This window comes from Leclercia sp. W17, from assembly GCF_003336325.1.
Lineage (GTDB): Bacteria > Pseudomonadota > Gammaproteobacteria > Enterobacterales > Enterobacteriaceae > Enterobacter.
Map to the genome: position 1 here is coordinate 4,048,223 of NZ_CP031101.1, position 12,594 is coordinate 4,060,816.

10 protein-coding genes are annotated in these 12,594 nt (G+C 57.8%); all 10 read right to left on the reverse strand.

Translation table 11 applies throughout. The features are described 5' to 3' along the window. Nucleotides 1–2: 2 nt before the first annotated feature. From ftsQ to DVA44_RS20185, 10 genes are read right to left on the reverse strand one after another with little or no spacing between them, the layout of a single operon-like run. Nucleotides 3–836 (reverse strand): cell division protein FtsQ, encoded by an 834-nt coding sequence (ftsQ, locus tag DVA44_RS20140; RefSeq protein WP_114315894.1) that lies wholly within the window; start codon nt 834–836, stop codon nt 3–5. Between the two features lies 1 nt (nt 837). Next, the gene (locus DVA44_RS20145) at nt 838–1,758 is read right to left on the reverse strand and encodes a D-alanine--D-alanine ligase (protein WP_114387946.1); all 921 of its coding nucleotides are present in this window, start codon (nt 1,756–1,758) and stop codon (nt 838–840) included. Further along, the gene (murC, locus tag DVA44_RS20150; protein ID WP_114315896.1) at nt 1,751–3,226 is read right to left on the reverse strand and encodes a UDP-N-acetylmuramate--L-alanine ligase; all 1,476 of its coding nucleotides are present in this window, start codon (nt 3,224–3,226) and stop codon (nt 1,751–1,753) included. The genes DVA44_RS20145 and murC overlap by 8 nt, the downstream gene beginning before the upstream one ends. A 59-nt stretch (nt 3,227–3,285) precedes the next feature. After that, on the reverse strand, nt 3,286–4,350 hold the full coding sequence (murG, locus tag DVA44_RS20155; protein ID WP_114387947.1) for an undecaprenyldiphospho-muramoylpentapeptide beta-N-acetylglucosaminyltransferase: 1,065 nt from the start codon (nt 4,348–4,350) through the stop codon (nt 3,286–3,288). Continuing rightward, nucleotides 4,347–5,591: a cell division protein FtsW gene (ftsW, locus tag DVA44_RS20160; RefSeq protein ID WP_039030375.1), complete on the reverse strand. Its 1,245-nt coding sequence runs from the start codon at nt 5,589–5,591 to the stop codon at nt 4,347–4,349. Before ftsW ends, murG begins: the two co-directional genes overlap by 4 nt. Then, nucleotides 5,591–6,907 (reverse strand): UDP-N-acetylmuramoyl-L-alanine--D-glutamate ligase, encoded by a 1,317-nt coding sequence (murD, locus tag DVA44_RS20165; protein ID WP_114387948.1) that lies wholly within the window; start codon nt 6,905–6,907, stop codon nt 5,591–5,593. The genes ftsW and murD overlap by 1 nt, the downstream gene beginning before the upstream one ends. Nucleotides 6,908–6,909: 2 nt before the next feature. Beyond that, nucleotides 6,910–7,992, reverse strand: coding sequence for a phospho-N-acetylmuramoyl-pentapeptide-transferase (gene mraY / locus DVA44_RS20170; RefSeq protein ID WP_103823246.1), 1,083 nt, complete (start codon nt 7,990–7,992; stop codon nt 6,910–6,912). Next, complete coding sequence (gene murF / locus DVA44_RS20175; protein ID WP_114387949.1) at nt 7,986–9,344, reverse strand: UDP-N-acetylmuramoyl-tripeptide--D-alanyl-D-alanine ligase; 1,359 nt, start codon at nt 9,342–9,344, stop codon at nt 7,986–7,988. The genes mraY and murF overlap by 7 nt, the downstream gene beginning before the upstream one ends. Next, nucleotides 9,341–10,828 (reverse strand): UDP-N-acetylmuramoyl-L-alanyl-D-glutamate--2,6-diaminopimelate ligase, encoded by a 1,488-nt coding sequence (gene murE / locus DVA44_RS20180; protein WP_114387950.1) that lies wholly within the window; start codon nt 10,826–10,828, stop codon nt 9,341–9,343. Before murE ends, murF begins: the two co-directional genes overlap by 4 nt. Then, on the reverse strand, nt 10,815–12,581 hold the full coding sequence (locus DVA44_RS20185) for a peptidoglycan glycosyltransferase FtsI (protein WP_114315899.1): 1,767 nt from the start codon (nt 12,579–12,581) through the stop codon (nt 10,815–10,817). Before DVA44_RS20185 ends, murE begins: the two co-directional genes overlap by 14 nt. Between the last annotated feature and the right edge of the window lie 13 nt (nt 12,582–12,594).

Sequence of the window (12,594 nt, forward strand, 5' to 3'; positions counted from 1 at the left end):
TGTTATTCTGCCTGTACCTGAGCCTGATTCTGTTGCTGATTAGGTTCCTCAACCGGGGCCGGGGACCACCCGACCGATGCGCCTGAGTCATAGCGCAAATCAACGTAGCTAATCCTTTTGCCTTCAGCCTGCGCCTGCTGCTGCAGAACGGGATAGAGTTCTACAAAACGTTCCAGACGCTTCATCGTGTCACCCCGCCCCAGGTTCAGCTTAATATCGTTCGTCAGCGTCAACTGCCAGGAACGACGCGCCGTCATTGCAGCCTGTTTCAGGGTAAAACGATCCTTAGCCAGCACTTTCCCCATGCTACGAAAACCTTCCAGCACTTCGTTTTCGCTGCCTTCCGGCCCATACAACATAGGTAAATTTTGCTTGCTGACACGATCGGCCGGGACGCTGAAAGAAACTCCCTCTACGTCAACCATATGCTGATCATTCCAACGCGCAATGGGTACATATTCAACCAGATGAATCTTCAATTCATCAGGCCATTGCTTTCTGACGCTTGCCTGTTTAATCCATGGCAGGCGCTCAATCTGACTCTGAATAATGTTTACATCCTGCGTCATGAAGGTGCCGGGCGATCCTAATGCCAGGATCGACTGACGGATATCATCATTACGCGTGTAGTGACGGTCACCCGTTACTACCAGTTTCGACAGAGGCAGACGTTGTGCATCTTCCATCCAGCCGAGCACCATCCAGCCGCTAACAAACACAGTACACAGCACGGCGAGCAGGAAGGTGATCCCTGCAAGACGCGTTCCATTACTCCGCCGGGAAGTATATTCTTCTTCCTCGTCGCGGTTTCGCGTGTTCAGCGCAGCCTGAGACATATCAGCCCGCCTGATCCAGAATGCGAACCACCAGCTGCGAGAAGCTCATTCCCGCCTGGCGAGCCGCCATCGGCACCAGACTGTGGCTTGTCATACCCGGTGAGGTATTGGCTTCCAGCAGATAAAACTGCCCGTCGCTATCCTGCATCACGTCAATTCGCCCCCAGCCACGGCAGCCAAGTACATGCCAGGCTTTCAGCACCAGAGCATTTAAAATGGCTTCACGCTCCGCTTCCAGACCACTTGGGCAGAAATATTGCGTCTCATCAGAGAGATACTTCGCCTCATAATCATAGAAGGTTCCGGCAGGTTGGATACGAATTGACGGTAAAATTTCTTCACCGAGCATCGCAACGGTAAATTCCGGTCCGCTTAGCCATTTTTCCACCAGAACTTCTTCATCATGTTGAAATGCCAGCGCTAATGCAGATGATATATCGTCAGCTTTGTCTACTTTAGACATTCCTACGCTTGAGCCTTCACGGCTGGGCTTAACGATCACCGGTAAACCCAGGGCAGCAATACGCTCGCTTACGCTTTCGGTAAGGCCTTGCTCAAATTCACGACGGGTCAATGCCACCCACGGCGCAACCGGTAAGCCAGCGCCCTGCCAGAGCAGTTTGCTGCGCAGTTTGTCCATGGAGATGGCCGACGCCATCACGCCGCTGCCGGTATAAGGCAGGCCGATGATATCCAGCAAGCCCTGCAACGTGCCATCTTCCCCGCCGCGACCGTGCAGCGCGATAAACACTTTGTCAAAACCCATCTCTTTCAGGCGCGTCACGTCGGTCTCTTTCGGATCGACCAGGTGCGCATCAACGTTACCTTCCCGCAGCCCTGCCAGCACCGCGGCGCCGGAATTCAGGGAGACCTCGCGCTCAGCCGAGGTGCCGCCGGCGAGGACCGCAATCTTATCAGCCATGGCGCTCTTCCTCCGAAATTTGCGGCTTAAGTTTGATTTCGGCCAGTGTACGGGCGATTTTGCCGATATTTCCTGCCCCCTGCACCAGAATCAAATCATTGCCGGTCAATACCGGGGCAAGCATGGCTGCCGCCTGGGCATGATCGGAGACCAGAATCGGGTCGACCTTGCCGCGACCACGAATGGTACGGCACAGCGAACGGCTGTCGGCACCCGGAATCGCCGTCTCACCCGCTGAGTACACTTCCAACATCAGCAACGTATCAACCTGTGAGAGCACATTAGCGAAATCGTCGTATAAGTCACGGGTACGGGTGTAACGGTGTGGCTGGAACAGCATAACCAGATTTTTGTCCGGCCAGCCCGCGCGCGCCGCTTTGATCGTGGCATCCACTTCTGTCGGGTGATGCCCGTAGTCATCCACCAGCATTGCGGTGCCGCTTTTGCCGTTAACCTCATCCAGCGGAAACTCGCCGAGGAAATCAAAACGGCGCCCGGTTCCCTGGAAGCTTTCCAGCGCCCGCAGAATCGCCTCGTCGTCAATGCCTTCCTCTGTGGCGACCGCAACGGCTGCCGCAGCATTAAGGGCGTTATGGCGCCCTGGCGCGTTAAGCGTCACCTGCAGCAGTTCTTTATCCTGACGCGCCAGGGTGAAATGCCCCTGCGCACCAATCTGTTTGAAACTCTCTATGCGGACATCAGCATCTTCGCTGAAACCGTATGTGGTGATCTGACGTCCGACACGCGGCAGCAGCTCGCGGATCACCGGATCGTCAACGCACATGACCGCACGTCCATAAAACGGCAGGTTGTGCAAAAAGTTTATAAAGGTTTGCTTTAAATTTTCGAAGTCGCCCTGGTAGGTATCCATATGGTCGGCTTCGATGTTGGTCACAATCGCCACCATCGGCTGCAAATGCAGGAAAGAGGCGTCGCTCTCATCCGCTTCCGCGATGAGATAACGGCTGTGCCCCAGGCGAGCATGCACGCCCGCCGCTTTGACCAGGCCGCCGTTAACGAAGGTCGGATCGAGACCCGCTTCGGCATAAATACTGGAGACCATCGCCGTAGTGGTGGTTTTACCGTGCGTACCGGCAATGGCGATGCCGTGACGAAAACGCATCAGCTCGGCCAGCATCTCCGCGCGGCGGATAACCGGGATACGCGCTTCATGTGCGGCAACGATTTCCGGGTTATCGGCGGGAATGGCGCTGGAGACCACGACCACGCTCGCGTCAAGCACGTTTTCCGGGCGGTGATTAAAATAGATGGTCGCACCCAGCGACGCCAACTGTTGCGTAACAGGGTTCGGCGCCAGATCGGACCCGCTGATCTGGTAGCCTTCATTTGCCAGCACCTCGGCAATACCGCCCATACCGGCGCCGCCGATGCCAACAAAGTGAATGTGCCGGACGCGACGCATCTCGGGCACGATTGAACGCAGTTTCGCCAGTTGTTGTGTATTCATTCTCTAAACGCCATCGACTACTTCAAAAAAATCGTGCAGCGCAACACGCGCTGCGAGGGTTACGCCTGGGCTGCCAGGCTCACTTCTTTCGCCACCCGCTCCGTTGCATCCGGGATCGCGGCGGCACGTGCGTGCTGCGCCATCGCCAGTAATGTCTCCCGGTCCCAGCCCGCCAGGGTGGTGGCGACCGCGTCGGCGGTAAACTGCGGCTGTTCAAAAATTTTCGCGGCGCCGGCTTTCTCAAGCGGCAGCGCATTCCAGTACTGCTGACGGTCTTTGTGCTGGAACGGCACAAACAGCGCCGGCAGACCAGCGGCGGCGATCTCGCTCACCGTCAGCGCGCCGGAGCGGCAGACCACGACATCGGCCCAGGCATACGCTGCCGCCATGTCGTCGATAAATTCGGTCACTTTATGCTGCGGCTGTCCGGCTTCGGCATAGGCTTGCTCTACCGTTTGCTGCGCGCCTTTTCCGCTTTGATGCCAGATGGTCACAGCGCTGCCGAGCTTCGCCGCCACCTGCGGCAGAGTCTGGTTCAGCACGCGCGCGCCCTGAGAGCCGCCCACAACCAGCACCCGCACCGGCCCTTCACGGCCAACGAGTCGCTCCTGCGGCAACGGCAGGGCCAGCACGTCAACACGCACCGGGTTGCCTACCACGTCGGCTTTCGGGAATGCCCCTGGAAAAGCCTGCATCACTTTTCTGGCAATTTTCGCCAGCCATTTATTGGTGAGGCCCGCGATACCGTTCTGCTCGTGGAGCACAACCGGAATACCCAGCGACCACGCCGCCAGCCCGCCAGGGCCGGAGACATAACCGCCCATCCCCAGCACTACGTCCGGCTTAAAACGCTTCATGATCGCCCGCGCCTGACGCCAGGCGTTGAAAATACGCACCGGCGCCAGCAGCAACGCTTTGATCCCCTTGCCGCGCAGCCCGGAGATACGAATAAAGTCGATCTCAATCCCGTGCTTCGGCACCAGATCGGCCTCCATGCGGTCGGCGGTTCCCAGCCAGCGTACCTGCCAGCCCTGATCCATTAAATGGTGCGCAACCGCGAGCCCGGGGAACACATGTCCACCAGTACCGCCCGCCATCACCATTAACCGCTTCGGTTGATTCATCGTGAACCTCGTGTAAACGCCTGGGCATTTTCCAGACGCGTTTCATAATCTATGCGTAACAAGAACATAATGGCGGTCGACATGATCAACAGACTCGAACCACCGTAACTGATTAACGGCAACGTCAGACCTTTGGTTGGCAGCATACCTGCTGCGGCACCTACGTTAACCAGCGCCTGGAAGCTAAACCAGATCCCGATTGAGCAGGCTAAAAAGCCTGAAAAACGGTGATCGATAACCAGCGCTTTTCGGCCAATCGACATCGCACGGAAAGCGACGAAGAATACCATTAATAGCGCTAATACCACACCGATATAACCCAGTTCTTCCCCAATAATGGAGAAGATGAAGTCGGTATGCGCCTCGGGTAAATATTCCAGTTTCTGGACCGAGTTCCCCAGCCCCTGTCCCCACATTTCACCGCGGCCAAAGGCCATCAATGACTGGGTCAGCTGATAACCGCTGCCGAATGGATCTTCCCAGGGATTCCAGAAAGAGGTCACGCGGCGGATACGATACGGCTCGGCGAGGATCAGCAGCACGACCGCGGAGATCCCCATTCCGATGATGGCGATGAACTGCCAGAGTTTCGCCCCCGCCAGGAACAGCATCGCCAGCGTGGTGACGAACAGTACCACCACGGTACCGAGGTCCGGCTGGGCCAGCAGCAGCACCGCCAGCACCAGAATCACACCCATCGGTTTTAAGAAGCCGCGCAGGTTATTACGCACCTCATCGACCTTACGCACCAGGTAGTTAGCGAGATAACAGAACAGCGACAGCTTGGTAAATTCCGCTGGCTGAATACGCAGCGGGCCAAAAGCAATCCAGCGCGACGCCCCGTTCACCGAGCTCCCGACCACCAGCACGATCAACAGCATGACGATCGAGGCGATGAGCATGGCGGTACTGTGGCGCTGCCAGAACGCCATCGGCAGACGTAACGTCACCATCGCCAGACAGAACGCCAGGATGATGTAGAGCCCGTCACGCTTGGCAAACAGGAAAGGATCGTTCGCCAGACGTTGCCCGACAGGCATCGATGCCGAGGTCACCATAATAAAACCAATCGCCGCCAGCCCCAGCGTGAGCCAGAGCAGCATGCGGTCGTACATCACCAGGCTATCGGAGTCTTTATCCCGGGAGCCCATGACCCAGCCTTTTAATGCCGACGAGATCCAGACCAGGATGCCAAATCCTGGCAGGCGCGGCATTTTTGGGCGAGGGAGAGAGAAACGCATCAGCCTAACTCCTTCGCCAGGCGGGTAAAGAGATCCCCCCGCTGTTCGAAATTCTTAAACTGATCGAGGCTGGCGCAGGCCGGAGAGAGCAGCACCATATCGCCCGGCTTCACGCGAGGGGCAATCAGGCGCATTGCCTGTTCCATGGTTTCGGTCTGCTCGGCAATCTCAGGACGCAGTTCAGCCAGTTCACTGCCGTCACGACCAAAGCAGTAGAGACGGATGTTCTCGCCGGAGAGATACTGCTTCAGAGAGGTAAAATCGGCGGATTTACCGTCACCCCCCAGCAGCAGATGCAGAGTGCCGTCGACGTGCAGGCCGTTCAGCGCCGCTTCGGTGCTGCCGACGTTGGTGGCTTTGGAATCATTGATCCAGCGCACGCCGTTATGCTCCAGCGCCAGCTGGAAACGGTGCGCCAGTCCGGTAAAGGTGGTTAACGCCTGCAAGCTGGAGGAACGTGGAAGACCGACGGCATCCGCCAGCGCCAGCGCCGCCAGCGCATTGGTGTAGTTATGCTGACCGGAAAGCTTCATCTCCTTCACGTTCAGCACTTTCTCACCTTTCACCCGCAGCCAGGTTTCACCCAGTTGACGGTTCAGATGATAATCGCCCATGGTGATACCAAAGCTGATGCAGCGGTCATCAGCGCCGCGTACTGGCATGGTCAGGGCATCATCGGCGTTAACGACGCAGACTTTCGCATTTTCATAAATACGCAGTTTGGCAGCGCGATACTGCTGCAGACCAAACGGATACCTGTCCATATGATCTTCCGTCACGTTCAGGATCGTGGCCGCGGCTGCATGCAGGCTGGAGGTGGTCTCCAGCTGGAAGCTGGAGAGTTCCAGCACGTACAGCTCACAGCCTTTGTCCAGCAGCATCAGCGCCGGCAAACCAATGTTGCCGCCAACGCCGACATTTTTGCCCGCCGCTTTCGCCATCTCACCCACCAGGGTGGTGACGGTGCTTTTTCCGTTAGAACCGGTAATGGCGATAACAGGCGCCTGCGCTTCGCGGCAGAACAACTCGATATCACCGACAATCTCAACGCCTGCATCGGCCGCGGCGCTCAGTGAAGGGTGCGCCAGCGCCATACCGGGGCTGGCCACAATCAGATCGGCTGCCAGCAGCCAGTCATCATTCAGACCACCAAGGTGGCGTTCAACCTGTTCCGGCAGTTTATCCAGACCAGGCGGAGAGACACGCGTATCCATCACGCGCGGCGTCACGCCCCGCGCGAGGAAAAAGTCCACGCAGGAGAGGCCGGTTAAGCCTAACCCGATGATAACGACTTTTTTACCCTGGTAATCTGCCATGATTAACGTACCTTCAGCGTTGCCAGGCCAATCAGCACCAGCATCAGCGAAATAATCCAGAAGCGCACGATGACGCGCGGTTCCGGCCAGCCTTTCAGTTCATAGTGGTGATGGATAGGCGCCATCCGGAAGATGCGCTGTCCGCGCAGCTTGAAAGAGCCTACCTGCAGGATCACCGACAGGGTTTCAACTACGAACACACCGCCCATGATCACCAGCAGGAACTCCTGGCGCAGCAGCACGGCGATAATGCCCAGCGCGCCGCCCAGTGCCAGAGAACCGACGTCGCCCATAAAGACCTGCGCCGGGTAGGTGTTGAACCACAGGAAGCCTAAACCTGCGCCGACAATCGCCGTGCAGACGATCACCAGCTCACCGGCGTGACGCAGATAAGGAATATGCAGATAGCTGGCGAAGTTCATGTTGCCGCTCGCCCACGCCACCAGGGCAAAGCCCGCCGCGACGAAGACCGTTGGCATAATGGCCAGGCCATCAAGACCGTCGGTCAGGTTGACCGCGTTGCCGGTACCGACAATCACAAAGTAGGCCAGCAGGATGTAGAACAGGCCCAGCTGCGGCATCACATCTTTAAAGAACGGCACCACCAGCTCGGTAGCGGGGGTGTCTTTTCCTGCCAGATAGAGCGCGAAGGCCACGCCCAGGGCAATCACCGACATCCAAAAATACTTCCAGCGGGCGATCAGACCTTTGGTGTCTTTACGTACCACTTTGCGATAGTCATCGACAAAACCGATAATTCCGTACCCGATCAGCACCACCAGCACGCACCAGACGTACGGGTTTGACGGGTAAGCCCACAGCAGCACCGACACCACAATCGCGGTGAGGATCATAATGCCGCCCATGGTCGGCGTACCGCGTTTACTGAAGTGTGATTCCGGACCGTCGTTACGTACTACCTGGCCGAAAGAGAGTTTTTGCAGACGGGCAATCATGCGCGGACCCATCCACAGCGAGATGAACAGCGCAGTCAGCAGGCTGACGATGGCGCGAAACGTCAGATAGGAAAAGACGTTAAAGCCGGAATAATATTTGACCAAATGCTCGGCCAGCCAAACTAACATGTCCCATTCTCCTGTAAAGCGTGCACAACCTCTTCCATGGCAGCACTGCGTGAACCTTTCACTAAAACTGTCACAATTTGTTGTTCTGCAACCAGTGCCTTAAGGCGAGCGATCAACGCCGCTTTATCGGCAAAGTGCTCACCGACGCCGCTGGCCTGGCTGATAAATTTACTGAGGTGACCGGCGCTTAATACGCGATCGATACCGGAGGCTTTTGCCGCCTCGCCCACTTGCTGGTGGCAGGCTTCGCTCTCATCGCCCAGCTCGGCCATATCGCCAACCACCATCACGCGATAGCCTGGCATCTCAGACAGCACCTGTACGGCGGCAGTCATGGAGCCGACGTTGGCGTTGTAGGAGTCATCCAGCAGCAGTTTGTTTTCCGCCAGCGGGATCGGGAACAGGCGTCCGGGAACGGCTTTGAGGTTTGCCAGCCCGCTTTTGACAGCAGACAGCGGCGCGCCGACGGCCATCGCCAGCGCACTCGCCGCCAGAGCGTTGGCGATGTTGTGGCGGCCCGGCAGCGGCAGCAGTACGTCCACATTCCCCGTTGGGGTCTGCAACGTAAATTCGGTGCCGTGAGAGGTCACATGAATGTTGTTGGCGGTGAAGTCGCTGTTCGCAGCATTAGGCGAGAAGCGCCAGGTTTTGCGATCCCCGATAACGCTTTGCCAGTTCAGCCAGTCGTTGTTGTCGGCATTCATAATGGCGATGCCGTTGGCCGGCAGGCCGGTATAGATCTCGCCCTTCGCTTTTGCCACGCCTTCGAGCGAGCCGAAGCCTTCCAGATGTGCCGCCGCCAGGTTATTCACCAGCGCCGCTTCCGGTTGCGTCAGGCTAACGGTCCAGGCGATTTCCCCCTGGTGATTGGCACCGAGTTCGATCACCGCAAACTCATGCTCGCGGGTCAGACGCAGCAGCGTCATCGGTACGCCAATATCGTTGTTTAGATTGCCTGCGGTATAAAGGGTGTTACCACACTGGCTGAGGATGGCCGCGGTCATCTCTTTGACGGACGTTTTACCAGAGGAGCCGGTCAGCGCCACAACGCGCGTCGGAACCTGCTGGCGAACCCATGCCGCCAGTTCACCAAACGCCAAACGGGTATCTTTTACCACCGCCTGCGGCAGGTCGATATCCAGTTTACGGCTTACCAGCAGCGCACCTGCTCCGGCGGCTTTCGCCTGTTCAGCAAAATCGTGTGCATCGAAACGCTCACCCTTAAGCGCCACAAACAGGCAGCCGGGGGTGATTTTACGCGTGTCGGTGGTCACCGCATCGAAACTCATCTCATCGCCGCTGACGTCTGCGCGCAGGATCGTCGCAAGCTGGCTTAGCGTTACGCTGATCATGCCACTACTCCCAGCAGACGCGCCGCGGTTACACGGTCGGAGTAATCCAGACGGTTGGTGCCGACAATCTGATAATCTTCGTGGCCTTTACCGGCCAGCAGGACCACATCGTTCTCGTTAGCCTGCATGATGGCGTTAGTCACCGCTTCTGCGCGGCCTTCCACCACGCGGGCACGGCCCGCATCCAGCATACCGGCCAGAATGTCGTTGATGATGGCGCGCGGCTCTTCGGTGCGCGGGTTGTCATCGGTCACGACCGCGATATCCGCGAACTGTTCAGCAATGGCACCCATCAGCGGACGTTTGCCTTTATCGCGATCGCCGCCGCAGCCAAAGACGCACCAAAGTTTACCGGCGCAGTGCAGGCGCGCGGCTTCCAGCGCTTTCTCCAGCGCATCCGGCGTATGGGCATAATCCACCACCACCGTCGGTTTGCCTGGGGCGGTGAAGACTTCCATGCGGCCGCAAACCGGCTGCAGGCGCGCGGAGGTACGGAGCAGTTCCGCCAGCGGATAGCCGAGCGCCAACAGGGTCGCGAGAGCCAGCAGCAGGTTGCTGACGTTGAATGCCCCCATCAGGCGGCTCTCGATTTCCCCTTCACCCCAGCTCGAGGCAAAGCGAATGGTCGCGCCGCTATCGTGATAGGTCACCTCGGTGGCCTTCAGCCAGCGGCCATGGCAGTTCGGATTAATATGATCGGCCATGGAGACCGCAACGGCATCCGGCAGTTTAGCCAGCCAGCGGCGACCTACTTCGTCATCGGCGTTGATGATCGCCTGACCGCAGTGATGCGTGGCATACAGCTGCCATTTCGCCGCTTCGTAGTTTTCCATGTCGCCATGGTAATCGAGGTGATCCCGGCTCAGGTTAGTGAACACAGAGGCGGCAAATTTCAGCGCCGCGACACGATGCTGTACCAGCCCGTGAGAAGAGACTTCCATCGCCGCGAAGGTCGCGCCCTGCCCAGCCAGACCGGCGAGCACGTGCTGTACGTCAACGGCAGAGCCGGTGGTATTTTCCGTTGGGTTCACTTTGCCCAACAGACCATTACCCACGGTACCCATCACCGCGCTGGTTTCACCCAGCAGTTGCGCCCACTGCGCCATCAGCTGCGTGGTGGTGGTTTTACCGTTGGTGCCAGTTACGCCAACCAGACGCAACCGGTCTGAGGGTTCGTTATAAAAACGTCCCGCCAGCGCAGAGAGACGTTCATTCAGCTGGCTGAGATAGATGACCGGCACGCCATGCATTTCACGGACTTCACCGTCAGTGGCCTCATCTTTTGCCTCAGCAATAATGGCAGCAACACCTTGCGCTATCGCCTGCGGGATATACCGACGCCCGTCCGCCTGATGACCTACGACTGCCACAAAAAGATCGCCCGAGGCAGCCACACGGCTGTCGAGTACCATCTCTCGCAGTTCTCTCGCAGGTAAGCCTGTTACCCACGGAGCAAGAAGGTCGCGCAAATTACGATCTGCCACCTGTTCCCTCGCCTTGATTAATTACAAATTCACTTTTCTCGCCCGTTGCCAGCGCATCCGGCTCGATGTTCATGGTGCGCAGTACGCCGCCCATGATGGCACCGAAGACCGGCGCGGAAACGGCGCCACCGTAGTATTTACCCGCTTGTGGATCGTTGATGACGACCACCAGCGCAAAACGCGGATTACTCGCAGGCGCAACGCCTGCGGTATATGCAATGTATTTATTGATGTAGCGGCCATCTGGCCCGACTTTTTTCGCCGTACCGGTTTTGATCGCGATGCGATAGCCTTTGATCGCCGCCTTCACGCCGCCGCCGCCGGGCAGCGCCACGCTTTCCATCATGTGAACGACGGTACGGACGATCGATTCCGGGAAGATACGCTCACCGGGAACCGGGGGATCAACTTTGGTAATTGAGAGCGGGCGATAGACGCCATAGCTGCCAATCGTTGCATAGACACGCGCCAACTGTAACGGCGTTACCATTAGCCCGTAGCCGAAAGAGAAGGTGGCCCTCTCTATGTCAGACCACCGTTGTTTTTGAGGATATAAGCCACTGCGTTCTCCGACCAACCCCAAATTGGTCGCCTTTCCCAGCCCAAAACGTGAGTAAGTTTCTACCAACGCTGAGGACGGCATCGCTAACGCCAGCTTAGAAACGCCAACGTTACTCGACTTCTGTAAAACCCCGGTGAGGGTCAATTCGCTGTAACGCGCCACGTCTTTGATCTCGTGACCGTTGATGCGGTAAGGCACGGTATTCAACACGGTGTTTTCATTGACGATACCGCGCTGCAGGGCGGTCATCACCACCATCGGTTTCACCGTTGAACCCGGCTCGAAGACGTCGGTGATGGCACGGTTACGCATGGCGTCTTTGGCCGTGCCGGTAAAATTGTTCGGGTTGTAAGACGGGCTGTTGGCCATCGCCAGCACTTCACCGGTGCTGACATCCACCAGCACGGCGCTGCCGGATTCCGCTTTGTTAAAGGCAACGGCGTTATTCAGCTCACGGTAGACCAGCGCCTGCAAACGCTCGTCAATACTCAACGCCAGGTTGTGCGCCGCCTGGCTGTCGGTTGAAGAAATATCTTCAATCACGCGACCATAGCGGTCTTTACGCACCACGCGCTCGCCCGGCTGACCAGTCAGCCACTTATCGAAACTCTTCTCAACGCCTTCAATCCCCTGGCTGTCGACGTTGGTAAAGCCAATCAGGTGGGCGGTCACTTCTCCGGACGGGTAGTAGCGACGCGACTCTTCACGCAGGTGAATGCCGGGCAGCTTCAATTTTTTGATGTAGTCGGCCATGTCAGGGTTTACCTGACGTGCCAGATAGATAAAGCGCCCTTTCGGGTTAGCATTGACGCGAGCAGCCAGCTGATCGAGTGGCATTTTCAGCGCGTCAGAGAGTGCCTTCCAGCGGTTATCCAGGGAGATCCCGCCAGCGTCATGCAGCTCTTTTGGATCCGCCCAGATCGCTTTCACCGGTACGCTGACCGCCAGCGGGCGGCCAGAACGGTCGGTGATCAGGCCACGCGATGTCGAGACTTCCTGAACGCGCAGGGAGCGCATATCGCCCTGGCGCACCAGCATGTCGGGGGCAATGATCTGCAGCCACGCCACGCGTCCCAGCAGGAAACCCAGCGCCAGTAAAATGCAGCCGCACAGCAACGCAAAACGCCAGCTGATAAAGCTGGCCTGTTCTTCCTGACGTTTTGGTTTTAGCGCCTTCGCCGCGGATTTCATGCGTCGCGTTTTT

Bases quoted from the DNA above. Each gene is read 5' to 3' on its own strand.
- ftsW (WP_039030375.1), bottom strand. From the start codon at position 5,591: ATGCGTTTCTCTCTCCCTCGCCCAAAAATGCCGCGCCTGCCAGGATTT.
- DVA44_RS20185 (WP_114315899.1), bottom strand. From the start codon at position 12,581: ATGAAATCCGCGGCGAAGGCGCTAAAACCAAAACGTCAGGAAGAACAG.
- DVA44_RS20145 (WP_114387946.1), bottom strand. From the start codon at position 1,758: ATGGCTGATAAGATTGCGGTCCTCGCCGGCGGCACCTCGGCTGAGCGC.
- murC (WP_114315896.1), bottom strand. From the start codon at position 3,226: ATGAATACACAACAACTGGCGAAACTGCGTTCAATCGTGCCCGAGATG.
- ftsQ (WP_114315894.1), bottom strand. From the start codon at position 836: ATGTCTCAGGCTGCGCTGAACACGCGAAACCGCGACGAGGAAGAAGAA.
- murD (WP_114387948.1), bottom strand. From the start codon at position 6,907: ATGGCAGATTACCAGGGTAAAAAAGTCGTTATCATCGGGTTAGGCTTA.
- murG (WP_114387947.1), bottom strand. From the start codon at position 4,350: ATGAATCAACCGAAGCGGTTAATGGTGATGGCGGGCGGTACTGGTGGA.
- murF (WP_114387949.1), bottom strand. From the start codon at position 9,344: ATGATCAGCGTAACGCTAAGCCAGCTTGCGACGATCCTGCGCGCAGAC.
- mraY (WP_103823246.1), bottom strand. From the start codon at position 7,992: ATGTTAGTTTGGCTGGCCGAGCATTTGGTCAAATATTATTCCGGCTTT.